A 25391-nucleotide genomic window follows, 5' to 3' on the forward strand; every position below is an offset into this window, starting at 1 on the left:
TTTATTACAAAATATAACTTTTTCTGATTTATTTCTCCCTTAATCAACAGAAAGGATGATTAACATGATACGGTTCGATGGTCATATTCATTCACCATATTGTCCACACGGAACATCCGATTCTTTTGAACAATATATTGAAAAGGCATTAGAACTTGGATTTGAGCAAATTTCTTTTACAGAACATGCCCCACTTCCTGAATCATTTTGTGACCCTGTTCCAACAAAGGATAGCGCAATGACCACAGATCAGTTACAGCGTTATTTAGAGCATTTATTACGACTAAAAAAGGTCTACAAAGAAGACATCACAATTAACATTGGTTTAGAAGTGGATTATATTGAAGGGTATGAAAGTGATACCCGCAGACTATTAAACGAATGGGGAAACCATTTAGATGACGCCATACTCTCTGTCCATTTTCTCAAGAATCGGGATAACTACCGTTGTCTTGATTATAGCTGGAAAGAGTTTGAAACCATCATTAAAGAGTACGGTTCGTTGGAAAAAGTTTATAAAAAATATTTTGAAACACTTATCCTATCCATACAAAGTGATTTAGGCCCCCATAAACCGAAACGGATTGGTCACATTACCTTAGTTCGTAAGTTCCAAGAATTATTTCCCAGGACATTCGATGATAGTTCTTATGTTATGGAAGTATTAACGGTTCTTCAAAGAGAAGGACTTGTCCTAGATGTAAATGGCGCTGGACTTGTGAAGCCATATTGCAATGAATTCTATCCCCCCATCCCATGGATCTTGAAAGCAAAAGAAATGGGAATTCCATTTGTTTATGGTTCTGATGCCCACCGTGCAAACTTACTTGGTACTGGGTTGGAGCAGGTGGATTCCATATTGGGTTCCACAAAATCTAGTCAGTAGGGATGTTACGATTCATGTTTTTGGTTACTTCCTCTAAAAAGTGGGATGCGATCCATTCAGCTAGTTCTGAAAAATATTGGTCCATAAAATGATTTTCATGTGGCATCAGATGGTAAACCTCCCTGATATACTGGGGGTGTAAAAATGGCATTGTTAACATTCCCCTTAGTTGGAGAACAAAATATTCATTAGGTAACGAAGCAATTTCTTTATTTTCATATGCTATATGCATTAAAGATACGAAAAGGTGTTTTTCTTTTGCTAAATAAGTAGTCATCAATTCTCTCACTAAAGTAGTATCAAGAGTAATTTCACGATGGACAAACCTTGCTAAAGCATGCTTAGTTTGCTGATAAACCATCACATCCCATATGGCGCGGAGTAAACAGTCATAAGCAGTATCTTCCTGCTTTTCTGCACGGATCACTTGATTTTCAATTTTAAGAACATACTCCTCTAAAAATTCTGTAATTAATTGTTCAAGAAGTCCCTGTTTACTCCCGAAATAATAGGAAATGAGTGCAACATTACACTCCGCCTTTTTAGCAATGTCCCTTACAGATGTACCTGAAAACCCCTGAACATTAAAGAGTTCGATAGCAGCATTTATCACTTTTTCCTTTGACGCCTTTTTCCCCATAAATCCACCACCTTTACTCATGATATATCGGAATTGATTACTTTATCATTCTTCTTCAATTATATTAATCCTATAGTGATTAGTCGATATAAACCTCTAAAACAATACTACTTTTATAATTTGTGATATACTTTTGCAAATAAAACATGGAGGTAAGTAGTATGTTTCAATCACAAAAATATGATGGGTCCTTGACAAGGCAATATGAATTACTATCCAAACAATTAGATGCCCTCTTAACTGGTGAAGAAGATCTTATAGCAAATTTAAGTAATGCAACCGCCCTATTAAATCAGTTTCTTTCTGATGTGAATTGGGTTGGTTTTTATTTATGGAAAGGAAACGAACTGATCCTCGGACCATTCCAAGGACTTCCAGCATGCGTGAGAATCCCTTATGGAAAAGGCGTATGTGGTACAACTGTAAAAACAAGAAAAACATTACGTGTGGAAGACGTTCACCAATTTCCAGGTCATATTGCTTGTGATGCTGCTTCTAATTCTGAGATTGTCATTCCTTTAATTAAATTAAAAAACAATGAACTACTTGGGGTACTCGATATTGATAGTCCGAAAAAGGGACGTTTTACTATAGAAGATCAAGAAGGATTAGAACTATTTGTAAAAACGTTAATGAATCACTTGAAATAACAGTTTTTCTTGACTTCTCATTTTAGAAATTATACACTATACTTTGTGCGAATAAGACAGCCACGGTAAACATCGTCTGATTCATTTTATTCCCGTTTGATAGAGACTGTCAAAAGTCCTGGCACGACTGTGTCGCTGTGTAAACACAGCTATAAAACGAGGTGTATCGAGTAACCTCTAGCTGTCGAGGCGAGGGTACATGAAAATAAAATGACCAAATGAATGGGATTACCACTGTTATTTATTTCACGAACATTTACTTATAAAGGAGGAGCTAATTATGGCTCGATATACTGGACCAAGCTGGAAGCTTTCCCGTCGATTAGGAATTTCCCTAAGCGGAACTGGAAAAGAGCTTCAAAAACGCCCTTATGGACCTGGTGAACATGGTCCTAACCAACGTAAAAAACTTTCTGAGTACGGACTTCAACTTCAAGAGAAGCAAAAATTACGTCACATGTACGGCATGAACGAGCGTCAATTCCGCCGTCTTTTTGATCAAGCAGGTAAACTTCAAGGTATCCACGGTGAAAACTTCATGATTCTTCTTGAATCTCGTCTAGATAACCTTGTTTACCGTTTAGGTCTTGCTCGTACTCGCCGTCAAGCTCGTCAGCTTGTTAACCACGGACACGTTACTGTGAATGGAAGCCGTGTTGACATTCCGTCATTCCGCGTTGTTCCTGGTCAAACTATTGGTATCCGCGAAAAATCACGTAACTTTGACATCGTTAAAGACTCTATTGAAGTTAACGACTTTGTCCCTGCTTATTTAGATTTTGATGCTGATAAACTAGAAGGAACATATACTCGTTTACCTGAGCGTTCTGAGTTACCTGCTGAAATTTCTGAGCAACTTATCGTTGAGTTCTACTCACGTTAATACGAATCATCAAACCCCTCAAAACCTTTTAATAGTGGTTTTGAGGGGTTTCTTTTGTCTTGGATGGCCTCCTAAGATATCATAAAATCTCTTTAATACGGATTAAAAGAGTATTAAACTCAAATGGCTTTATTAAATAGTTACTACCCTTATCTTCTTCTGTAGAAATAAATTGTTCAAAAACAACTTCCCTGTAACCAATATACAGAACAGGTATGTCCCCCCATACGCTTTTAAATTCTTCCTTGTCCCAACCATTTTTCGTTGGCATTTCTATATCAAATATAATTAGCTCTGGTTTATCCGAATGAACAAGTGCTATAGTCTGTTCACTTGAATCTGCAAGTAAAATATGATAACCCTTACTTTCAAGATAAAGCTTAAGTAACCCTTGAATTCCAGTGTCATGTTCAGAGATTAAAATTTTCTTCTTTGCCATGTACAGCACTCCTCTTTTGAAAATTACATCCCGCATATAGGTTTGAAAATATCCTCCATTTCCTTTACCTATAATTCTGTTCAGAGTTCTTGTTCATGGCATGAAGAGTGTCTATTATTTACGGGTTGAACAATATAAAATTAGATTACTCATATATTTTAAATAGCCTCGGTTAAATATAGGTAAAAAAATTGAAACCATTTTTCATAACTTCCATTTACTTCCCCGCACAAATGGGAATGGAGATAAAAAATTTACTGCCTTCATTTACTTCACTCTCCGCCCAAATCTCCCCTTTGTGTCCCAAGACAATCTCTTTTACTATAGCTAGTCCCAAACCAGTCCCATTATGATTATTGTAGGTATTTGATGTTTTTCCTTTATAAAATCGATCGAATATTTTTGGTAAATCTTCTTCGCTAATTCCAACACCATTATCTTTAATTAGAATAGTTAACCGATTATTATCTTTACCTATATAAGACGTGATAGAGATTTTGCCCCCCACTTCAGAGGTGTTTTTAATGGCATTTGAAATAAGGTTTGATATAACCTGATCCATTCGTTCCACATCGATTGAACCTTTGAATCGTTTAAAGTTCTTTGGATCACCAACTTGGTGAAACTCTCTCTTTCCTTGGGAAACTTCAAAACTAAATTTTTGATACACTTGCTCGAGCCAAAGATCAATACGAGTATCTTTCAAATTTAAGCTGGCCTTTCCCGCTTCCAAACGGGATAAATCTGACAGATCATCAATCAAGCGGTTTAAAATCTTTATTTTATTGAAAACAAGTTTACGATAATGGTTATCATCAACTGTAACTAATCCTTCCTGCAATGCCTGTAAATATCCATGAATTAACGTAACTGGTGTTCCCAACTCATGTGCAATATTTGACAGAAGACGCCGTCTCGATTCTGCCATTGTTAGCAAGTCCTCATTCATCTGTTTTAAGTCATCATTGGCAAACTTTAATGCATCTGTCCGTTCTTGTATTTTTTCCTCTAAATGAAGGTTCATTTTAATGAGTTCCTGGTTTAATGTTCTTATACGAACTAAAGTCTTGACTCGGGATATTAATTCCTGCTTATCACAAGGTTTGACTAAATAGTCGTTTGCCCCTGCTTCAAAGGAAGCAATTTTGTCGTGAAGCTGATTTTTGGCGGTTAACATTAAGATAGGCAACTCCATTAGTGAATAGTCTTCCCTTAAACGTTGGCACACTTCATAACCAGACATATTTGGCATCATGATATCGAGAATTAATAGATCTACTTGATACTCTTGAATGATACGGAAGACTTCTTCTCCATGAGATGCTGTGATTATTTCATAGCCTTCTAAAGTTAATTGATTGATTAATATTTGTAGATTTACAGGTTCATCATCTGCAATAACTATTGTTGCACTTTCACTTGCAGATGGAAGAATTTTTGAAAGTACTGGTTCATTCTCTGTATATGCTTCAACTGTTAATGCAACCTCTTCTTCCGTATCAGTTTGTTCATTGTTCAATGGGAGTAAAACATGGAAGGTGGAACCTTCTCCTAACTCTGATTCCACTTCCATTTTACCACCATGTAAATCAACTAACCGTTTCGTAATACTTAAGCCAATGCCTGCTCCTCCTGCAATTCTGGAAACAGACTTATCCACTTGCTGGAATGGTTCAAAAATGAGATTTTTGTTTTCCTCCGTAATCCCCTTTCCAGTATCACTTACACTGATTTTCATATAACCATTTTCGACAGAAGCAGAAACTACTATCTCTCCTTCTTCCGTATACTTTATGGCATTTCCAATTAGATTATATAATATTTGCTGAAGCCGGTTTTGGTCTGCATATAGAGGAGGTAATGATTTGTCCACCATATTAACCAATTGTATCTGTCTATTGTTAACTAGGGATTTACAAATGGATATAACCACATCTACGATTCCCTTTATATAAACTGGCTTAATATGGAGGTTCAGTGATTCGTGTTTTAGTTTAGAAAAATCCAATATGTCATTTACTAAATGGGTTAATCGATTTCCACTTGTTATGATCATGTTTAACTGTCTTTTCATATCCTCAGGAATATTACCTGCAGCTCCATCCCTTAAAGACTCTGCTATTCCGATCATTCCATACAGAGGTGTTCGTAACTCATGAGATGTAATCGCCAGAAACTCATCTTTCAGTTCATCCGTCTTCTTTAAGTTCTTCATTGCAAGTTCTTGACTTTCCCTTGCCCTTTGTTCGGCTTTTTCTTTTTCGTCTCGCATAATATTGATCTTATCAGCCAAGGCGAGAGAAAGTAATACTACCTCAATTGTTAAAGCCCCTTGACCTGCATATTCGGTAATCATTGAAAATGGAAGAAATACAGCTCTTTGAAGGATAGTGATAAAAACACCAACCAAAAAGATGAGCCAACCTACGATAAAAAAACGTGCCTGACGGGCACCACGTTCTAAACAGAGAAAAGCTGTACTTATAACCGTAACAAACGTACATAATGTTCCAACTAGCATCAAATAAAGTGCTATATATTGAGAAAATAACAGACTGATAATCACAAGCCCATTTATCCCCATTAAAACATAAGAAATATTCTTAAACTTTGGAATATATTGATCTACATCCAAAAAGGATCTCGTAAACACCAGAATAAAAATGCATGCTAGACTAACCCAAAGGGGTGTGGAGATAATATTCCATTCTGGATAATTTGACCACAAATATTGAAATCCCAGTCCATTAATTGACAATTTACCCATTAAAGTACAGATCATAACGATAACATAATATAGATAACTCCTTAGCTTCAAGCTGAAATATAGGAATAAATTATATAAAATCATGACGAGTATAACACCATAAAATAATCCCAGCATTGTAAATTCAGTTTGTGTTTTTTGAATGAACGAATCTTTATTCCAAATATTAATCGGAGGATGCAACTCCCCACCACCGGATGCTAAGACATAAAAAACCTTCGTCTCATTTAAATCTATCTCAATATTAAAAATGAAATTCCGGTGTTCAATATCCCTTTGTGAGAAAGGATAAATGGCAGCTCCTGCCTTTTGAAGTTCCGTGATCCCCGACTCATCTTCTGAATATATGTTCAATTCATAAATCAGAGGGAACGCAAATTCCAATAACCATTCTTCCTGATCCGATTCATTATGTATTTCAAAACGCAACCATGTGTGCGACTCAAAAAAGCCTGATTTTTGAGTCATTTGGTCAGAATGGATAAATTCATCTACTTTATTTGCTACATCTTGTATCTCATACTTTCGATCATTGTCTCTTATCATGTAAAGTGCTGGATATAAATCAGTCACTTCAGTAGAGGAATCTAAGATTAATGGGTCAATTCTATCTCCACTCACTTTATTTGCAAGAGGGATGTGGATAAGAATTAGTAAAAGTGTAATAGATACGGCGGCTTTAGCTAATCCTTTATACATTGGGAGTTCACCTCTTTTCTGGGAAGGTATATAGTAATTTTGGAAATTGATTTCCTAATTCACCTTATTATAGCAAATATATTATTTTTTCCCCTCATATATTTAAAAATAATAAATACATAAGATAAATGCTAAATAGAGGCTGACATTTTGGTCAGCCTCTTTGTTAAAACTTATATTAATATCTAATCAAGAAAAACTTCTTCTTTCCGCGTCGAATAATAGTAAATTTCCCATCAATTTTATCTTCTTCTGTAATAGTCTTTTCCAGATCTTGAATGCGGTCTCCATTAACGTATACCGCACCATTTTTGATATCCTCACGAGCTTGTCGTTTTGATGGTGAAATACCTGCATTAACTAACAGTTCAATTAAGCCAATATCCCCATCATTGGCTGAATAAGAAGGCACATCTTTAAAGCCTTGTAACACTTCATCAGCTGTAAGTCCTTTTAAGTCTCCTCCACCAAATAGTGCAGCCGAAATGTTTTCCGCTTGATTAAGAGCAGCTTCTCCATGAACAATTTTTGTTAACTCTTGTGCTAGGCGCTTTTGTGCCAATCTTTCATGGGGACGCTCTGCCACCTCCACTTCAAGGGATTCAATTTCATCTTTTGACAGGAACGTAAAGTATTTAGTGAATTTAATAACATCTTGATCTTCTGTATTAATTAAAAATTGATAAAATTCATAAGGGGATGTCTTTTCAGCATCAAGCCAAACTGCCCCACCTTCCGTCTTACCAAATTTTGTCCCGTCAGCTTTTGTTACTAAAGGAATCGTAAAACCAAATGCTTTTGGTCGTTCATCCTCCTCAACCCCAGACATTTTACGAATGAGTTCCAAACCAGCAGTAATATTACCCCATTGGTCACTTCCCCCAATCTGTAGTTTACAGCCTTCTTTTTTATACAGTTCGTAAAAATCATACGATTGTAGGATCATGTAACTGAATTCGGTAAATGAAATACCACTTGAGATTCTGGATTCAACGGAATCCTTTGCCAACATATAGTTCAAACCAAAATGTTTTCCAACATCCCTTAAAAAATCAATGACAGACATGGTTCCGATCCAGTCGTAATTATTAACTAGTTTCGCCCCATCAGTTCCTCCGAAATCTAAGAATCTGGAGAGCTGTCCTTTAATTTTATTACTGAACTCTTCCACCACATTTTGTTCATTTAACGTTCTTTCTGCCTTTTTGCCACTTGGATCACCAATTAGTCCTGTTGCCCCTCCAACAAGGGCAAGTGGCTTATGTCCTGCCTGCTGAAATCGACGCAACATTAAAATAGTCAATAGATGTCCAATATGAAGACTGTCACCCGTGGGGTCAAATCCACAATAAAGTGTAACAGATTCATTTTCTAATAACTCAGTCAATCCCTCTTCATCTGTCATTTGGTTTACTAACCCTCGAAATTTTAAATCCTCTAACAATGTCATCCCATTCATCCTTTCCAGACTTGAAAATATAGAAAACAAAAAAACTCCCCCCTAAAACTAGGGACGAGTTGATCGCGGTACCACCCTGGTTGAAAACTCCATAATACAAGTTTTCCACTCCAATGAGTTAACGCCTCATGTACGTTCTTCTTTTCAAAGAAACACTCCGAGGAAGTAATTCATTTGCGTCTTTGTACCGGTTCGCAGCACCACCGGTTCTCTGTAACAGGGAGACGAAAACTACTTTTTCCTTTTCTTCGTTATAATATTCGAGCAGTAGATAAACAATCAAATCGAAATATCACTACATTTTTATTATTCATTATAATACTTCTCCTTATGATAAAATGTCAACCTTAACCTTCAAAATGATAGGTTGTACTATATTAAATCTTAAGAAATATGCTATAATATTCATGACTTTTTGGGAGGTTATGAACTTATGAGCAAACAGCGCTTTTCTCTGAATAGACTATTAAACAGGAAAGAACCACAGACTATTTTTAAAGGGGTAAGAATTACCTCATCCGTCGTTTGGAACTTATTTTTAATTTTTACTATTTTAGGATTTATGCTACTATTTTTTGTTGGCGGTGCCGGGGCTGGATATTTTGTCTCCCTTGTCAAAGACGAGCCAATTCGTAGCTATGATGATATGAGACGAGATATATATGATTATGAAGAAGCTACAGAAATTTACTTTGCCAATGATGATTATTTAGGAGATTTACCAAGTCCTTTAGAACGGCGTGAAATATCACTTGATGAGATCTCCCAATATGTTATTGATGCCGTTATTGCCACAGAAGATGAGTATTTTTTCGAACACCAGGGGATTGTACCTAAAGCTTTATTTAGGGCAGTTTACCAAGATTTTTCAAACGCTGCCATGCAAACAGGCGGAAGTACACTTACTCAACAGCTTATTAAAAATCAGATATTAACAAGTGAAGTTACTCATGACCGAAAAGCAGCTGAAATTTTACTGGCATTACGTCTTGAAAATTTCTTTGAAAAAGATGAAATCTTAGAAGCTTACTTAAATGTAGTATTTTTTGGAAGGAATTCTTCTGGACGGCAAATTGCTGGTATTCAAGCAGCTGCACAAGGGATCTTCGGAGTCGATGCCAAAGACTTGTCTCTCCCTCAAGCAGCCTATATTGCCGGATTACCACAAAGTCCTTTCGGTTATACTCCTTTTACTTCCTCTGGAGAAGTGAAAGAAAATTTGGATCCTGGTCTGAACCGTATGAGAACTGTTTTAAATCGGATGCTCACTGCTGAATTAATTACAGAACAGGAGCATCGGGAAGCTTTAGCTTATGATGTTCGGGCAAACCTAATTCCACCAACGAGAAATAGTTTAGATGATTACCCTTATATTACAGATGAAGTTCGGAGACGGGCTAGGGATATTATGGCAACTGTCTTAATGGAGGAAGATGGTATTAACATCGATGAGATAGAAGATGAGGAACAGAAAAAGCTTTTGCAACTCCGATATAGGGAAGAAGCTATTCGATCATTACATCGTGATGGTTACAAAATCCATACGACCATTGACAGGGAAATTTATGATGCACATCAACAGGTTATTGAAGACTATGAGGACAGTTTCGGTTCAACCCGACAGGATACAGTCACAAATGAATTTGGAGAAGAGGAGGAACGGCTTCGTCTTGAACAACCGGGATCTGTTTTACTTGAAAATAAAACAGGACGAATTCTCAGTTTTGTAGGTGGAAGAGACTATGGATTGGAAAATTTAAATCATGCAACACAAGCAGACCGCCCAACAGGCTCAACAATGAAACCTCTCCTTACTTATGCACTAGGTTTTGAAATGGGCGTCTTGCAACCTGGGTTCATCACTCCAGATATTCCCTATAGTTACCCAAACGGAGATGCTGTTACCAACTTTGAAGGGGGATATATGGGATTAATGACAATCAGGGAGGCCTTAGTACGTTCTAGGAACACACCTGCTGTCAGAGAAGCTGAAAAAATACCGACAGATTATCAAAGGGAAGCACTAGTTAACTATAATCTACAAAGATTCCTTGATGAAGATCCACACCCTTATCCTTCCACCCCTCTAGGGACGTTAGCAATGAGTGTGGAAGCAAATACAGCAGCCTATACTACCTTTGCTAATGGTGGAGAGTTTATCGAAAGTTATTTTATTGAAAGAATAGAAAATTCCAATGGTGAGGTTATATTCGAACACGAATCTGAACCTGTGGAAGTATTTTCTCCACAAACAAGTTATTTAGTTATTGATATTATGAGAGATGTTCTTCGTGGGACAGGCGGTACTGCAACAGATATTCCTGGATATTTGAAATTCTCTACAGACTGGGCTGGTAAAACAGGGACTTCACAGGGGCATCGTGATTATTGGTTTGTGGGAACAAACCCTAATGTTACTTTAAGTTTGTGGATTGGTTATGGTCATAACGAACCATTAGACAGAGATTATTCCCGACGTTTAAAAAGGTTATGGGCGAATATTGCAAATGCCACTTATGACATAAATCCTGATTTAATTGCACCTAGCAGTCAATTTGAGTCACCTGGCGGAATTGTAAGGCAATCCATATGTGGAATTTCAGGTAAACTCCCTTCAGAATTATGCTATGAAGCAGGTTTTGTAACAACGGATCTTTTCAATTCAAAATATGTTCCTACGGAAGTAGACGACAGTCTTGAACGGGTCAACTATGTTAGGGTGGATGATGAGCACTATAAAGCTCTTGAAACAACTCCACTTGAGTTTACGAACGAAGGTGTTTCTATTAAGGAGGAATACTTTGACTTTGGTGACGATGTTGATATATCCGAGTTTATTCCAGAAGATTGGGATACACTCATTCCAGATGAAGAAGCACCTGACAATGGAAAAACACCAGATGAGTTAGCTTCCCTTAATGCATCTAATAATTCAATTTCGTGGGATGAGCACCATGAAGGGGACGTCATTGGTTACCGTGTATACTATTCCTTTGAAGCGGGGGCAGACTTTACTCTCGTAGCAAGTGTCAAATGGGATGAGGAGTTTTCTTATTCGGGGCCTGAAGGAGCCTATCATGTCACTGCTGTTGATGTTGCCGGGCGGGAGTCATCCCCAAGTGAACCTGTCATTTTAGGAGAGTACATCGATCCTGTTGAAGAAGCAGAAAGAGAAGAGGAAGAAAGAAGACAAAGAGAAGAGGAAGAAAGAAGACAAAGGGAAGAGGAAGAAGCTACAAGAGAAGATGATGATGATGATGATGACAATGGAAACGGAAATGGCAACAATGGCAATGGGAATGGTGGCAACGGGAATGGAAACGGGAGCGGAAATGGGAACGATAACGGGGATAATGAAGATGATTAAATATTTAGATATTGAATGTTAATTCATCTTTGATAATACCATTTGGTTTTCACATATTTATGGGAGGCTAACGGGAGACAAAAACTGTGATTTTAGGCAGTTTATGTCTCCTTTTTTCTGTGAAAATGCAACATCTTTCTATTGATATGATATAGTGAAAGAAACAAGTTCTTGCTATAAAAGGTGGGTGCCCATGAAGCATTTAAAAACCTATCATTCCATGGAACTGGCAAACGGGAAAACATTTATTGTAGAGGGTCCAATTACTAAAGAAGCTTTTGAAAGCTATCAATTTGATACTGGTCTCGTTGCTTTCCGTCCACCAGTTCAGCAGCACAAAGCATTAATAAAAGTAGCCGAACTGGAAGAGAGTCGTATAATTATCGCCAGAGAAGAGAACACCATAGTGGGCTACGCTATTTTCCTTTATCCCGATCAATTAGAAAGATGGTCGGAAGTCAATCTCGAGAACTTATTAGAGTTAGGGGCTATTGAAATCTCTGCTAATTTTCGAGGATATAAACTGGCAAAAAACCTCCTTAAAGTCGCCATGATGGACGATGCAATGGAGGATTATATTATCATTACAACAGAATATTATTGGCATTGGGATTTAAGAGGAACAGGTTTATCCATTTGGGAGTACCGAGATGTGATGGCTAAAGTAATGAAATCAGGCGGATTAGAATGGTATGCCACAGATGATCCAGAAATTTGTTCCCATCCAGCCAACTGTTTAATGGCCAGAATAGGTAACAGGGTATCACCTGATGCTGTTCATGAATTTAATAGAGTACGCTTTAAGCATAAGTATATGTTATAAACTGGTAAGGAGGAGATACTTTTGATTATTAAAGACATTATGGTTCGGGATGTAATCGTAACAAGTCCCAGTTCTACTATTAGCGATGCTCTTCAAAAAATGGAACGAAATCGTATACGGCATCTTCCCGTGGTAAATGACAATAAAGAAATTGTAGGAATTATTTCAGATCGGGATTTAAGAGATGCAAGCCCGTCTATTTTTGATAAAAAATCTGAGGGTCACCTTGACCTTCCAATAGAAAAAATTATGATTACTGATGTTTTGACAGCGTTTGCAGGTGATTTTGTAGAAGATGCTGCAAATACTATGACAGAAAATCAAATTAGCTGCCTTCCTATTGAAGATAATGGTAAGATTATCGGAATCATTACGGAAACTGATTTATTATATACATTAGTGAAGTTAACGGGGGCTGACCTTCCCTCTTCCCGCTTAGAAGTGGAAGTGGAAAATAAAAGTGGAATGTTATCGAATGTGGCACAAATAATTAAAGAGCATAATATTAATATTCACAGTGCACTTGTTTATCCGGCAACTAACATTTCAAAAAAAATATTAGTTTTTCGTGTCCAGGCAATGGATATCAGACCATTAACACAGGCGATAATATCTAGCGGATACAGGGTTCTTTGGCCATCGAATTTGGAGATGAATATATGAAAAATGAAGCCGCTTTTATTTATTCACCTGAGCAACTATATTATAAATTTAGTGACGAACATCCCTTTAATCAAAAACGGCTTCTCCTGACAAATGATTTGTTAATGGAAATAAATGCCTTGAATAAACAAATGATTTTTCCCGCCAGGAAGGCAACGGATGAAGAACTACTTCTCATTCACGATAAAGACTTTATAGATGCTGTTAAAAAAGCAAGTGATGGATACCAGCCCTCTTCCTATACTACTACATTTGGAATTGGTACAGAAGACACCCCTATTTTTCCAAAGATGCACGATGCAGCAGCTTGGTTAGTAGGGGGAACGTTATCTGCAGTGGACTTAATTTTTGAACATGGCTATAAGCATACGTTAAATTTAGGTGGTGGACTGCATCACGGATTTCGAGGGAAAGCCTCTGGGTTTTGTATCTATAATGACAGCTCCATTGCAATAGAATACATGAGAAGGAAATACAAGGCGAGAGTATTGTATGTAGATACGGACGCACATCATGGTGATGGGGTACAATGGGCATTTTATAATGACCCTAATGTCTGTACCCTTTCTCTTCATGAAAGTGGAAGATTTTTATTTCCTGGTACCGGTAATGTAAATGAACGGGGACATGGAGAAGGAAATGGCTATTCCTTCAATGTACCTTTAGAAGCTTTTACCGAAGACGAATCTTTCCTTGAATCCTATGAGACAACATTTCGGGAAATTGTTGAATATTTTCAGCCGGATATCATTTTAACGCAAAATGGTGTAGATGCCCATTGTTACGACCCACTTACGCATTTATGTGGTACGATGTCCATTTATCAACAAATCCCTAAATTAGCCCACGAATTAGCTCATAAATACTGTGAGGGAAGGTGGATTGCTGTTGGAGGTGGAGGCTATGACATCTGGAGGGTTGTTCCTAGAGCTTGGTCTCTAATTTGGCTTGAAATGACAGGACAAACAGACCTTCTTGAAAATCCAATTCCAAAAGAATGGCTCAAAAAATGGGAAAAAGAATCACCAGTTCCCCTCCCAAAAACCTGGTTTGATAATAAAGATATATATCAGAAGATTCCCAGGAAAGGGGAAATAAACATTAAAAATGAAAGAACTGTAATAAAAGCACTTAAGCCTATTTATGAAACACTTACCTGAGGTTCGTCAATTGAGAGTTGTTGAACCCCTCAATAGAAAGCTCAGCAGGAGTTCTATCCCTCCATGAACGGATCGAGGTGATACGAGCTCCCTTGCTCTTCCAACTACAAGCGTTCGATACTACAAATTTATAGCTCATTTAAAAGTCTCTCCACTATTTTGGAAGAAGTTTGAGCTGCTCTTTCCACAAAAGTCTCGAAACTAACGGGAGCTTCCCCATTGGCTTTATCTGATATTGACCTAATTATTACATATGGAATGGCATTAAAATGAGCAACTTGTGCAACTGCTGCTCCCTCCATTTCCACACATATACCACCAAAGGTATCTCCTAACTCCTTTACAACGTTCTTATCTGCAATAAACTGATCTCCACTGATAATCTTTCCTTTTAAAACTTTTGATTCCTTATTCATTGTATGTATTGCAGCTTGGTAAGCTATGTTAACTAAATGTTCATCTGCTGGAAAATCAGATGTGCCTTCAAACATTGGTATTGTTCCCCTCTCAAAACCAAGTGGACTTGCATCAATATCATGTTGCTGACAACTAGTGGAGATTACTATATCTTCCACATCCAATTCTTCTTTAACTCCTCCCGCAACACCTGTAAATATTAACGCCTCTATATCGAACAAATCAATAAGCATTTGTGCAGCTATTGCTCCATTAACTTTACCAACCCCACTTTTTGTTATGACGACATCATGTCCATACGAAGTACCGGAATAAAAAGTGAGTAAACCTTTCTGTACTACTTCTAAATCAGCCATAGCCTTTTTAAAAAATGCAATTTCTTCATTCATTGCACCAATAATTCCCACTTTCATAAAAATATCACCCATCCTTTTTTGATAAAAGTTTATCTGTTTATAAAACATAAATAAAACTCCGGAGATTTTCTTCTCCGGAAATACTAGAAAAGATATTAATATACTTCTCCACCTTCATAAGATGGATCTGAAATCACAATAACCACACGTCGATTTTTTTGCAGATTTTCTTCTGTTGTATTAGGAGCCACTGGTCTAGTTTCTCCATATCCAACTGAAATAAATCTGGATGGCTCAAGATCATTTTCCTGGATGATATATCGAATGACACTGCTTGCCCTTGCCCCTGACAATTCCCAGTTAGATGGGTATTGGAATGTATTTATCGGCCGGCTATCTGTATGCCCTTCTACTTTAACCATATTTGGAATTGTTGCTAGTAATGTACCTACTTTGTTTAAGAATGGGGTGGCTTCTGGAATAATTTCTGCATTCCCTGTCTCAAACAGAACTTGTTCCTGTAAAACTAGTACAATGCCACGATCATCACGGGAGGCAGATATTTCGTTTAGAAGTTCGTGGGTCTGCAAAAACTCGATTACTTCCACTAACAACTCATCTAACTGCTGATCCATTTCATCAGGCTCTCCATTTCCTTCTAAGTGACTTTCAAATGGATCAGCTTCTTGATCAAAGGGATCTTGTCGATGATCACGGTCTTCTGCAGGATTTTCAAAAGGAATAATAGAGGGGTAGAATTCAAAACTGGAACGTTCCTGGAAAGACTCTGCAATAGCACGAAACTTCGCTCCATCAACAATAGACATGGAAAAAAGAAGTATAAAAAACACTAAGATTAGTGTCATCATATCTGAAAAAGTTACCATCCACTTTGGGCTACCCTTTTCCACTTTTTCCTGCCTTCTTCTTCTAATCATTTACATTCTCCTCGATTTCCTCGTTCTCCTTTTCTTTACGTTGTCCTGGCATAAAAGCACTTAGTTTTTCTTCAAGGATTTTCGGATTTTGTCCTGATTGTACACCTATTACACCTTCAACAATAATTTGTTTTACAAATACTTCATCCTCTGTACTTAAAGCAAGTTTACTGCCCATTGGAATAAATACAAGATTTGCTAATAATGTCCCGTAAAGTGTTGTCAGGAGTGCTACTGCCATGTTGGGACCAAGTGTTGAAGGGTCATTTAAGTTTTGCAACATTAGTACTAATCCAACTAATGTACCAATCATTCCCCATGCTGGAGCATATTCACCAGCTTTTTCAATAATAAGACGACCTTTGCGATGTCTTTCCTCCATGGCAACAACTTCTGCCATCATAATATCCTTAATAATATCAGGTTCAATTCCATCCACTGCAAGGAGTACACCTTTTACTATAAAAGGGTCATCCACTTCCTCAATTCCCACTTCCAAAGCTAATAAGCCTTCCCTTCTAGCTTTAGTAGATAAGTCCACAAATGTATGAATTAAGTCCTCCAGATTGTGTTCTTTGGTGCGGAAAGCTTCTTTAAATACTTTAGGTAATTGCCGTAAATCCTGAAGGGAAAAATTAATAGAAAGTGCAGCAAATAAGCCACCAAGTACAATTAAGACGGACGTCCATTGAAAGAAGAATTGTATTCCTCCCCCAGTTGCGTTCATATAGATGGCAAGAATCACCATTGTTAATCCCACAAATATCCCAATTGGTGTCAACAGGTCTAATTTCTTCATAGTCCTCTCCCTAAGGCAGCATGATTTTATCTCTTTTTTAGAATTACATTTCCATTAATGGAGGAATGTAAAATTATTCTTTTGTTGATTGCCTAAACTCAATACGGTGTGGTAACAATACGACATTATCTGTTACTTCCTCTTTATTCATATACTTCGTCAAAAGTCTCATAGAAACTGCCCCAATATCATACATTGGTTGAACGACAGTAGTTAAAGTAGGACGAACCATTGTAGCTAATCGAGTATTATCAAATCCGATTACTTCAAAATCCTCTGGCACATTAAAACCAGCATCCTGAGCCCCATGAATTACACCTAAAGCCATCTCATCCGTTGCTGCAAAAATTGCTGTAGGCTTGTCCTCCAAAGCCGCTAATGTCTCCATTGCCTCTAAACCAGAATCATAAGTATAATCCCCAATGACAACAAAATCGTCTTTTAATTCTATCCCCGCTTCCTCTAAAGCCCTTTTGTATCCGGCAAACTTTTGGTAACCATTAATTGGATCTTCTAATGTACCTGTAAGCATTGCAATTTTTTTATGTCCACGATCAATTAAAGCTATCGTAGCATCGTAGGATGCCTGTGCATAATCAATATTTACAGAAGGCAATTCCTTATTGTTATCAACTGTTGCGGATAAAACAATTGGTACAGGAGACTTTTGGAACGTTTCTTTGTGTTCCTCTGTGATTTCCCCACCCATGAAGACAATTCCATCCACTTGTTTTTCCAAAAGTGTATTAATTAAATGGATTTCTTTTTCTTTATTCTGATCAGAGTTACATAAGATGATATTATATTTATACATCGTTGCAATATCTTCAATCCCGCGTGCCAGTTCTGAGAAAAAGATGCTTGATATATCGGGAATAATTACCCCAACTGTCGTTGTACGCTTACTCGCTAATCCTCTGGCAACAGCATTTGGACGGTACCCTAACCGATCAATAGCCTCTAGTACTCTTTTCCTTGTTGTTGGTTTCACATTTGGGTTTCCGTTTACCACTCGGGAGACAGTTGCCATAGAAACTCCCGCTTCCCGTGCCACATCATAAATTGTAATATTCATTTATGAACCTCCTTTTATTTTTACAATTAATGGTTTTCATACTTTCATAATGTAATGTTATAATACGACACTTTAAGGAGGGGTGCAAATTCTTTCTTTTTATATCGACATATTACCCCACATTCTTAAGTTAATGATTAATTTTTTCTAATAAAATAGGACTATTTTCTTTTTTAGAATATCTCAAAAAGGATTAAGTATACTAAAAAGCCCCCAACAAAGATTGGGGGCTTCGAAATTAGCATGCTAATTTTATTTTATTTAGAACTTATTTTTTCATTTTCCCTTTTGTAGAGTCCTGAATCCACCAACTTAGAAATAAATTCATGGAATTGTGGGATATCCATCTGCTGAGCAGAATCAGATAGGGCTACGGCAGGATCAGGATGCACTTCAGCCATTACCCCGTCTGCTCCGATTGCCAATGCTGCCTTTGCCGTTGGTAATAATAAATCTCTGCGGCCAGTAGAATGAGTAACATCAACCCAAACTGGTAAATGAGTTTCTTGTTTTAGAATTGGTACAGCAGATATATCTAAAGTGTTCCTTGTTGCTTTTTCATACGTTCTAATTCCACGTTCACAAAGCATAATATTCCCGTTTCCTTTTGAGTGAATGTATTCTGCTGCATTAATAAATTCTTCAATGGTAGCTGCCAACCCTCGTTTTAGAAGGACTGGTTTATTGACACTACCTGCAGCTTTGAGTAACTCAAAATTCTGCATGTTTCTTGCTCCAATTTGAATGACATCCACATAATCCACTGCCATCTCTATATCCTGAGGACTGACAATCTCACTAATAACTGCAAGGTCATACTTTTTGGCAACATCTTTTAATATTTTCAGACCTTCTTCTCCCAATCCTTGAAAGTCATATGGAGAAGTACGTGGTTTGAAGGCACCGCCACGGATAAATTTGATTCCTTGGTATTTTAATGCTTTCGCCACTTCTTCCACTTGTTCATAACTCTCTACAGAACATGGCCCCGCAATTAACCGTTGTTTTCCATCTCCCACAGTCTCTCCCTTTATGGAAACAATAGTATCTTCCGGATGTTTTTTTCTGGAAACTAAAAGAGCTTTTCGATGATCATCCTCTTGTAATTCCAAACTAGCTTTGAAAATTTGTTTAAAAATGTGTTGCAATGTACCAGTTTCGAATGGTCCCTTATTGTTTTCCGCAATTAAGTTGAGCATTTTTCTTTCTCTAACAGGGTCAAATCTATTGATCCCCTGTGAACTCTTTACTTTGCCAATTTCTTGTACAAGTCTGGCACGTTCATTAATTAAGTCCATCAGTTGCATGTTTACCTCATCCAACTGCTTTCTCAATTCTTCCAGTTGTTCATTACCCATTTAAAATTCCTCCCGTTACCTTCATACTTTCTACCATTATCTTATTGGTTACGGACTATTATATACGATGATTGACATAATGTCACGGGTTTTCCTTTAATAATTAAACGCTTTTAAGTGTTAAAGTATTTTGGTGTATTAATTGACACTTTATTGCTATATATGACATTTTTCAGCAAGTCTCAACCCCATGCTGTATAATAAAAATAAACTATAACTTCCCTTGAATTGAGGTGAATTACTTGAAAAATAATAATGACCTGCCAATTTTTGCTTTAGATATTGGAACAAGGACCGTCGTCGGATTAATCTTACATAAAAACAAGGAATACCGTGTTGTTGATATTGTACGTGAGGAACATCTTGAACGTTCCATGTTAGACGGACAGATACACAATGTCATCGCCGTTTCCTCTGTGATAAAAAATGTGAAACGACAATTGGAGCAAAGTCACGGACCTTTGCAGAAAGTATGTGTTGCTGCCGCCGGTCGTTCATTAAAGACACAACGGGCAAGAGTAGAATTGAATATTAAAGGTAATCCAATTTTTGACCAACAAGCAGTTTTTCATCTCGAACTTAGCGCAGTTCAACAAGCTCAGTTTCTCCTCTCACAGAATAATGATGATAATAAACACAAAACAACTGATTATTGCGTAGGATACTCAGTTGTAGAATATCAGATTGATGGAGAAAAAATAGGTAGTTTGGTTGAACAACACGGGGAAATAGCTGCCGTAGAAGTAATTGCCACATTTTTACCGAGAATAGTGGTAGAGTCCTTAATTACAGCACTACAAAAGGCGGATCTTGAATTAGAAGCACTCACACTAGAACCCATTGCTGCAATCCATGTCCTTATTCCCCCTTCCATGAGGAGATTAAATGTGGCACTGGTGGATATTGGTGCAGGGACATCAGATATTGCCATAACTAATTCAGGGACGGTTGTAGCATACGGAATGGTCCCGGTAGCCGGGGATGAAATTACGGAAGCGATTAGTGATCAATTTCTTCTCGACTTTCCAGATGCTGAGCAGTTAAAACGGGATTTATCCTTACATAACAATGTTACTTTAACAGATATCCTTGGATTTGAGACGGAGTATTCCCGTGAGGAAGTAGTTCAACAAATAGACTCTTCGATTGACGATCTGGCTAAAAAAATAAGCGAAGAGATACTCCAGCTTAATGGAAATTATCCGAAGGCAGTAATGCTTGTGGGTGGAGGAAGTATGACCCCAAAACTACCTGAAAAATTAGCATCTTATTTAAATCTCCCCCCTAACCGGGTTGCCATCAGGGGAATTGATGCTATACAAGGACTTACATTTGCACAAAAAATCGAATCAACACCTGAATTAGTTACCCCTATCGGAATTGCCATTGCTGCAAAAGAAAGTCCTGTACAGTATATTAGTATTTTGGTTAACGAGAAACCAGTCCGTCTGTTTGATATAAAAGAATTAACAATTGGGGACGGTCTTCTTACGAGTGGATTAGATATATCAACTCTGTACGGAAAACCAGGCTTAGCCAAAATGGTGAAAGTAAACGGAAGAGTTGTGACTATACCTGGCCAGCATGGATCAGCACCTGTTATTAAAAGGAATGGAAAGCTAGCGGACTTAAGTGAACAAATTAGTCATGGCGACGTCATAGAAGTGGTTTCAGGAAATGATGGGGAAAATGGAGAAGCAACTATTCGGGACCTGTTAGATGATTCAAGTTCCCTTAAAATATTTTTTAATGAATCAGAATACGAAATTGAACCTGTGCTTTATAAAAATGGTAAACTCACTTCACCTACTACCTTGTTGGAGGACAGGGATACTGTAGAGATCCAATTCCCTAAAACAATTAAAGATGTTTTCAAACAATTACATGTCACTCTTACTCAGGAAGAAATTAACCTACTCCGTATTTATATAAACGGGGTAGAAAAGGTGTTGACTACCACTCCACAATTAACACTTAACGGACAAAGTGCAACTTCTGAATCCCCTGTCCATAACGGAGATTATATTGAATATAGTGAGGGGAAAAAAGAGTGTTATCTTGTTAAAGACATTCTCGGAAGTGATTTAGTTTATGAGACAAAAATTGAAGTAGCTTTTAACGGTGAAAAAGTACAGTTAGTAAAAGATGTCGTAAAGGTTCTTCGAGGTGAAGAAAAACTATCTTTCAGTTCCCAAATTTTCAATGGTGATAATTTAACTGTTATAAAAAAAGAAGCAACGCCATTTATTTTCCAAGATGTCTTTGCTGTTGTCACAGTGGAACGTCCTAATACCTTAAATAAACGGCCGCTTATTTTGAGAAACGAAGAGGAAACAACTTTCTCGGCAACGATTGAACATGGAGATAACTTAGCATTAAAATGGGTAAGTAGATAGAAAAGCACAAGCGCCTATGGTCACGAGCGTAGGGCAGTGGAGGAATGACAACTTGAAGTCGCTCTTTGACTTCGGTTGTCACTTCCGAAGTGCCCCGTAGCGAGTAGGCGCTTGTGCTAGACAATGAAAAGCACAAGCGCCTATGGTCACGAGCGTAGGGCAGTGGAGGAATGACAACTTGAAGTCGCTCTTTGACTTCAGTTGTCACTTCCGAAGTGCCCCGCAGCGAGTAGGCGCTTGTGCTAGACAATGAAAAGCACAAGCGCCTATGGTCACGAGCGTAGGGCAGTGGAGGAATGACAACTTGAAGTCGCTCTTTGACTTCGGTTGTCACTTCCGAAGTGCCCCGTAGCGAGTAGGCGCTTGTGCTAGACAAGCCCGAAGCTGCCAAACCTTATACATTTTATCTTTCTAATAAGGTCCCCCAATAGCAAATACGAGGGCACTGAAAAAGTTGTTTTAATTTCAGTGCCCTCAGAAAATGTTGCTGGGAGACCATTTAATTATTTCTTATAGGAACTCTTCAAACTATCTTTTGTTACCCTCCAATGGGAATCATGCCAAGTTACCTTTTCATTTTCAAAAAGAATTGCCTGTGGAGATTCATGTTTGATTTGGAATTTCTCTGCAATATAATTTGATAATGGCCTTGCCTCTTGAACATTTAAATAGTACACAGGAACATCCGTGTTTTCTTCAGCAAAATTTTCCGTTTCCTTATATGCCTCATGACTAATGGGACATGTTGTGCTATTTTTTAATAGAAAAAATCTTTCATTGTCCTTAAATAATTGTTCAAGTTCCTTTTGTTGACTAATTTTCTTGAAGCTCATTTTTTTCTCCTTATCTGCTATTCCTTATTTTTTTCCTTTTCTTCTACTTCCCTTACTAATTCTTCCACAGACCGTTGTAAATCTTCCACTTCTTTTTTTACAGAAGCCGCTATCTCTTCACTAATTCCTTCTAAGTCGTCCGTTAAGCTATCTGCCGATTCCGTTAGCTCAGCCATATCTTTGCGAACTGAAGTAGCCAAATCTTTTACCTTCTCAAGTAAGGTGTTGGATTGGTCTGAAACAGAACGGGCAAAATTGGTCGTACCTTCCTTCGCAGAAGTAGCAATTTGATTTCCCTTTTCCACAGCAGTATTTGTCCAATCAGCTGTAAATTCCTTTGCTACTTTTGCTTGTTCATTAATATCATGACGTAGTTCTTTTCCGGACTTAGGTGCAAATAAAAGTGCTGCAGCAGCCCCAACAAAGCCCCCGATTAAAGTACCGATAAAAAAGTCCTTCGTATTCATGCCGTTGTTATTATTCTCGCCCATGATATTCCCAACCTTTCGTATATTATTTTTTATCTTCTTTCTTATTTTCTCTTAACCTTTTCTTCTCTTTCCACTTTTGCCATAAGTCCATCGCAGCATTACCCCATTGAACAGCTTGCGCAACTTGTTCTGATTTTTGATCCGCTGTTTGCGATACAGTATCAGAAACTCGTTTCACAGATCTATTTAACCTTTGTAAGGAATCTCCTAAATCTTTAGCAGCACTGAAGATGGAATTTAGGGCATCTGATTTCTGCTGTATATCATCTGCTAATCGGTTCGTCTTATGTAATAATTGGGTAGATTCTTGAGATATACCATCAATTTGTTTTTGTAAATCCTCTACTGTTGTTCCCAGATTATCCATTGTCTTTTTCATGGAAATTAATGTCTTAATTAAATAATACACTAAAAATGCAAAGGCAACAGCAATTATTGCCACACTTATATACAATAAATTATGCATTAACTTACACCTCCTCAAGTCTATTGTAGTTATAAAATGATTTTCTGCAAATATAGACGAGATAGCAATTAAACTTCATGTATTCTTTTATCTACCTAACACCATTCTACAATTTTTTAAGAATTCCTGCTATTTAATTGCACCAAATGTCTACTAGTATCCGGTGAAAAAAATGTGTAAAATAATAATTAGATTGTCTAAACATTTCTTTTAGGAGGAAATTAAAATGAGAGATCCTCGTATTCAAACATTAGCCAAAAATTTAATCAACTATTCCGTTAATCTACAAAAAGGTGAAAAGATCCTTATTGAGAATTTCGGTATTCAGAAAGAACTTGTCAACGCTCTAGTGGAAGAGACATATAATGCAGGTGGTCATCCATTTGTTTCCCTAAAAGAGCATGAAGTAAACCGATCCTTATTAATTGGTGCTACGAAAGAACAGCAGGAATTAACAGCTGAGTTTGAAGCGTTTGTCATGAAGCAAATGGATGCATACATAGGTTTGCGTGCCGGTGATAATATTAATGAGTTATCCGATGTTCCTGATGACCAAATGGCTTTACATCAAAAAACGGTAGGTACAGTGGTTCACCGGGAAATTCGAGTACCTAAAACAAAATGGGTTGTCCTTCGATATCCAAGTTCTTCCATGGCTCAGTTAGCTAAAATGAGTACTGCAGGTTTTGAAGATTTCTACTTTAATGTTTGTAATCTTGATTACAGCAAAATGGATAAAGCGATGGATGCTTTAGTAGATAGAATGAACCGGACAGATAAAGTCAGGATTACCGGAGAAGGTACTGACCTTACTTTTTCTATTAAAGATATTCCAGCTATCAAATGTGCCGGGCGATTAAATATCCCAGATGGGGAAGTGTATACGGCACCTGTTAAGGAATCCATAAACGGAACAATCACGTATAATACTTCATCTCCTTATCAAGGTTTTACATTTGAGAATATTCAATTCACCTTTGAAAACGGAAAAATAATTCAAGCTAATTCAAATAATAACGAAAAAATAAATGCCATTTTAAATACTGACGAAGGGGCAAGATACATTGGGGAGTTTGCAATTGGCGTTAACCCATACATTCTCCATCCAATGCAGGACATTTTATTTGATGAAAAGATTGACGGTAGTTTCCACTTCACTCCTGGTCAAGCCTATGAAAATGCTTATAATGGCAATGACTCTGCTATTCATTGGGATATCGTTAATATTCAGCGTCCTGAATATGGCGGAGGAAATATTTATTTTGACGATGAACTAATTCGTGAAAATGGCCGGTTTGTGGTAGATGATCTTAAAATGTTAAACCCCGAAAACCTAAAATAGAAACTTGCTGACCTATCCGAAGTTTAAGGCTTTGTCAGAGGATAATATTGAAAGATGTTGCCAAATCTTATACATTTGTATCTTTAAAAAGCCTTATTTTGTAAACTTTGATGCTTTTTGAGAAAAGCTTGGAGAAGTGTAAGGCCGCGACTCCAGCGACGAGCAAATCCCCTTGAATCAGCAACGAGTTGGCTCGACGGACAGGATGTCCTAATATCGGGCGTGCCACAGGACGTGGCGTTTTGCCCGATGGACGGACAGGATGTCCTAATATCGGGCATGTCACAGGACGTGACGTTTTGCCCGATGGACGGATAAGCTACAGAGCAATGCTTTTAGAGGAAGAGACAGGAAAGCGAGGTGAAGACCCCGCAGACACGGTTTTGTCGGGGAGGCCGTGAAGGATTTCGGTCAGAAGATGCCTCAAGTTGTTCCCGAACAGGGAGGCCGTGAAGGATTTCGGTCGGAAGATGGCTCAAGTTGT

At 37.6% G+C, this 25391-nt stretch carries 22 protein-coding genes and 1 other annotated feature; of the genes, 10 read left to right on the top strand and 12 right to left on the bottom strand.

The genetic code is table 11. The annotated features are described in order from the left end of the window. The first annotated feature begins 64 nt into the window (after positions 1-64). The gene (gene hisJ / locus KS419_RS23250; RefSeq protein WP_217069427.1) at positions 65-886 is read left to right on the top strand and encodes a histidinol-phosphatase HisJ; all 822 of its coding nucleotides are present in this window, start codon (positions 65-67) and stop codon (positions 884-886) included. Here the strand turns inward: hisJ and refZ are convergent. Next, complete coding sequence (gene refZ, locus KS419_RS23255) at positions 876-1526, bottom strand: forespore capture DNA-binding protein RefZ (protein ID WP_217069429.1); 651 nt, start codon at positions 1524-1526, stop codon at positions 876-878. The genes hisJ and refZ overlap by 11 nt on opposite strands. A 161-nt stretch (positions 1527-1687) precedes the next feature. Between refZ and KS419_RS23260 the strand changes: the two genes are divergently transcribed. Together KS419_RS23260 and rpsD are read left to right on the top strand one after the other, a co-directional pair. After that, positions 1688-2176, top strand: a complete 489-nt coding sequence (locus tag KS419_RS23260) for a GAF domain-containing protein (protein WP_217069430.1) — start codon at positions 1688-1690, stop codon at positions 2174-2176. Positions 2177-2456: 280 nt separating this feature from the next. Next, the gene (gene rpsD / locus KS419_RS23265) at positions 2457-3059 is read left to right on the top strand and encodes a 30S ribosomal protein S4 (protein ID WP_217069432.1); all 603 of its coding nucleotides are present in this window, start codon (positions 2457-2459) and stop codon (positions 3057-3059) included. Between the two features lie 79 nt (positions 3060-3138). Here the strand turns inward: rpsD and KS419_RS23270 are convergent, their stop codons facing one another. The 3 genes from KS419_RS23270 to tyrS all read right to left on the bottom strand — a co-directional run bounded on the left by KS419_RS23270 (position 3139) and on the right by tyrS (position 8414). After that, positions 3139-3498, bottom strand: coding sequence for a response regulator (locus tag KS419_RS23270; RefSeq protein ID WP_217069433.1), 360 nt, complete (start codon positions 3496-3498; stop codon positions 3139-3141). Positions 3499-3715: 217 nt separating this feature from the next. After that, positions 3716-6964 (bottom strand): ATP-binding protein, encoded by a 3249-nt coding sequence (locus KS419_RS23275; protein ID WP_217069435.1) that lies wholly within the window; start codon positions 6962-6964, stop codon positions 3716-3718. 178 nt (positions 6965-7142) lie between these two features. Next, a complete protein-coding gene (tyrS, locus tag KS419_RS23280; protein ID WP_217069461.1) occupies positions 7143-8414 on the bottom strand; it encodes a tyrosine--tRNA ligase in 1272 nt (423 codons plus the stop codon). 56 nt (positions 8415-8470) lie between these two features. Then, positions 8471-8681 (bottom strand) — a binding site (T-box leader). Positions 8682-8856: 175 nt separating this feature from the next. Between tyrS and KS419_RS23285 the strand changes: the two genes are divergently transcribed. The 4 genes from KS419_RS23285 to KS419_RS23300 all read left to right on the top strand — a co-directional run bounded on the left by KS419_RS23285 (position 8857) and on the right by KS419_RS23300 (position 14436). Then, entirely contained in the window at positions 8857-11790 is a 2934-nt protein-coding gene (locus KS419_RS23285) for a transglycosylase domain-containing protein (protein WP_217069437.1), read from the top strand. 193 nt (positions 11791-11983) lie between these two features. Then, a complete protein-coding gene (locus KS419_RS23290) occupies positions 11984-12613 on the top strand; it encodes a GNAT family N-acetyltransferase (RefSeq protein WP_217069438.1) in 630 nt (209 codons plus the stop codon). Positions 12614-12634: 21 nt separating this feature from the next. Continuing rightward, the gene (locus tag KS419_RS23295; RefSeq protein ID WP_217069440.1) at positions 12635-13276 is read left to right on the top strand and encodes an acetoin utilization AcuB family protein; all 642 of its coding nucleotides are present in this window, start codon (positions 12635-12637) and stop codon (positions 13274-13276) included. Further along, positions 13273-14436 (top strand): acetoin utilization protein AcuC, encoded by a 1164-nt coding sequence (locus tag KS419_RS23300; protein WP_217069442.1) that lies wholly within the window; start codon positions 13273-13275, stop codon positions 14434-14436. The genes KS419_RS23295 and KS419_RS23300 overlap by 4 nt, the downstream gene beginning before the upstream one ends. Before the next feature lie 128 nt (positions 14437-14564). On the opposite strand, the gene KS419_RS23305 is transcribed toward KS419_RS23300, so the two are convergent. The 5 genes from KS419_RS23305 to KS419_RS23325 all read right to left on the bottom strand — a co-directional run bounded on the left by KS419_RS23305 (position 14565) and on the right by KS419_RS23325 (position 19379). Then, positions 14565-15317 carry a 5'-methylthioadenosine/adenosylhomocysteine nucleosidase gene (locus tag KS419_RS23305; protein ID WP_246594656.1) on the bottom strand — a complete coding sequence of 251 codons (753 nt, stop codon included), beginning with the start codon at positions 15315-15317 and terminating at the stop codon, positions 14565-14567. 47 nt (positions 15318-15364) lie between these two features. Further along, a complete protein-coding gene (gene motS, locus KS419_RS23310; RefSeq protein ID WP_217069443.1) occupies positions 15365-16147 on the bottom strand; it encodes a flagellar motor protein MotS in 783 nt (260 codons plus the stop codon). Beyond that, complete coding sequence (motP, locus tag KS419_RS23315) at positions 16140-16946, bottom strand: flagellar motor protein MotP (protein ID WP_217069445.1); 807 nt, start codon at positions 16944-16946, stop codon at positions 16140-16142. Before motP ends, motS begins: the two co-directional genes overlap by 8 nt. A gap of 73 nt (positions 16947-17019) precedes the next feature. Then, entirely contained in the window at positions 17020-18021 is a 1002-nt protein-coding gene (ccpA, locus tag KS419_RS23320; protein ID WP_217069447.1) for a catabolite control protein A, read from the bottom strand. 257 nt (positions 18022-18278) lie between these two features. After that, on the bottom strand, positions 18279-19379 hold the full coding sequence (locus KS419_RS23325; protein WP_217069449.1) for a bifunctional 3-deoxy-7-phosphoheptulonate synthase/chorismate mutase: 1101 nt from the start codon (positions 19377-19379) through the stop codon (positions 18279-18281). A gap of 233 nt (positions 19380-19612) precedes the next feature. On the opposite strand from KS419_RS23325, the gene pilM reads away from it, so the two are divergent. Continuing rightward, positions 19613-21775 (top strand): pilus assembly protein PilM, encoded by a 2163-nt coding sequence (gene pilM / locus KS419_RS23330; RefSeq protein ID WP_343215112.1) that lies wholly within the window; start codon positions 19613-19615, stop codon positions 21773-21775. 503 nt (positions 21776-22278) lie between these two features. Here the strand turns inward: pilM and ytxJ are convergent. Genes ytxJ through KS419_RS23345 form a run of 3 tightly spaced genes read right to left on the bottom strand, consistent with a single transcriptional unit; the run spans position 22279 to position 23565 of the window. Further along, positions 22279-22608: a bacillithiol system redox-active protein YtxJ gene (ytxJ, locus tag KS419_RS23335; RefSeq protein WP_217069453.1), complete on the bottom strand. Its 330-nt coding sequence runs from the start codon at positions 22606-22608 to the stop codon at positions 22279-22281. Between the two features lie 17 nt (positions 22609-22625). Further along, positions 22626-23099 (bottom strand): YtxH domain-containing protein, encoded by a 474-nt coding sequence (locus tag KS419_RS23340; RefSeq protein ID WP_217069455.1) that lies wholly within the window; start codon positions 23097-23099, stop codon positions 22626-22628. A gap of 22 nt (positions 23100-23121) precedes the next feature. Next, positions 23122-23565, bottom strand: a complete 444-nt coding sequence (locus KS419_RS23345) for a DUF948 domain-containing protein (RefSeq protein ID WP_217069456.1) — start codon at positions 23563-23565, stop codon at positions 23122-23124. A 226-nt stretch (positions 23566-23791) separates the two neighbouring features. On the opposite strand from KS419_RS23345, the gene KS419_RS23350 reads away from it, so the two are divergent. Together KS419_RS23350 and KS419_RS23355 are read left to right on the top strand one after the other, a co-directional pair. Further along, positions 23792-24907 carry an aminopeptidase gene (locus tag KS419_RS23350; protein ID WP_217069458.1) on the top strand — a complete coding sequence of 372 codons (1116 nt, stop codon included), beginning with the start codon at positions 23792-23794 and terminating at the stop codon, positions 24905-24907. A 188-nt stretch (positions 24908-25095) separates the two neighbouring features. Continuing rightward, entirely contained in the window at positions 25096-25308 is a 213-nt protein-coding gene (locus KS419_RS23355) for a hypothetical protein (RefSeq protein ID WP_217069459.1), read from the top strand. The last annotated feature ends 83 nt before the right edge of the window (positions 25309-25391 follow it).

The sequence above is a fragment of the Evansella tamaricis genome, from assembly GCF_019042215.1.
GTDB classification, from domain to species: Bacteria; Bacillota; Bacilli; order Bacillales; family Salisediminibacteriaceae; genus Evansella; species Evansella tamaricis.

Coding starts and splice junctions, on each gene's coding strand:
- ytxJ (WP_217069453.1), bottom strand. CDS start 22,608: ATGAGCTTCAAGAAAATTAGTCAACAAAAGGAACTTGAACAATTATTT.
- KS419_RS23325 (WP_217069449.1), bottom strand. CDS start 19,379: ATGGGTAATGAACAACTGGAAGAATTGAGAAAGCAGTTGGATGAGGTA.
- KS419_RS23290 (WP_217069438.1), top strand. CDS start 11,984: ATGAAGCATTTAAAAACCTATCATTCCATGGAACTGGCAAACGGGAAA.
- KS419_RS23350 (WP_217069458.1), top strand. CDS start 23,792: ATGAGAGATCCTCGTATTCAAACATTAGCCAAAAATTTAATCAACTAT.
- KS419_RS23340 (WP_217069455.1), bottom strand. CDS start 23,099: ATGGGCGAGAATAATAACAACGGCATGAATACGAAGGACTTTTTTATC.
- KS419_RS23345 (WP_217069456.1), bottom strand. CDS start 23,565: ATGCATAATTTATTGTATATAAGTGTGGCAATAATTGCTGTTGCCTTT.
- KS419_RS23285 (WP_217069437.1), top strand. CDS start 8,857: ATGAGCAAACAGCGCTTTTCTCTGAATAGACTATTAAACAGGAAAGAA.
- tyrS (WP_217069461.1), bottom strand. CDS start 8,414: ATGACATTGTTAGAGGATTTAAAATTTCGAGGGTTAGTAAACCAAATG.
- KS419_RS23270 (WP_217069433.1), bottom strand. CDS start 3,498: ATGGCAAAGAAGAAAATTTTAATCTCTGAACATGACACTGGAATTCAA.
- KS419_RS23275 (WP_217069435.1), bottom strand. CDS start 6,964: ATGTATAAAGGATTAGCTAAAGCCGCCGTATCTATTACACTTTTACTA.
- rpsD (WP_217069432.1), top strand. CDS start 2,457: ATGGCTCGATATACTGGACCAAGCTGGAAGCTTTCCCGTCGATTAGGA.
- ccpA (WP_217069447.1), bottom strand. CDS start 18,021: ATGAATATTACAATTTATGATGTGGCACGGGAAGCGGGAGTTTCTATG.
- KS419_RS23300 (WP_217069442.1), top strand. CDS start 13,273: ATGAAAAATGAAGCCGCTTTTATTTATTCACCTGAGCAACTATATTAT.
- hisJ (WP_217069427.1), top strand. CDS start 65: ATGATACGGTTCGATGGTCATATTCATTCACCATATTGTCCACACGGA.
- KS419_RS23305 (WP_246594656.1), bottom strand. CDS start 15,317: ATGTTTTATAAACAGATAAACTTTTATCAAAAAAGGATGGGTGATATT.
- refZ (WP_217069429.1), bottom strand. CDS start 1,526: ATGGGGAAAAAGGCGTCAAAGGAAAAAGTGATAAATGCTGCTATCGAA.
- motP (WP_217069445.1), bottom strand. CDS start 16,946: ATGAAGAAATTAGACCTGTTGACACCAATTGGGATATTTGTGGGATTA.
- motS (WP_217069443.1), bottom strand. CDS start 16,147: ATGATTAGAAGAAGAAGGCAGGAAAAAGTGGAAAAGGGTAGCCCAAAG.
- KS419_RS23260 (WP_217069430.1), top strand. CDS start 1,688: ATGTTTCAATCACAAAAATATGATGGGTCCTTGACAAGGCAATATGAA.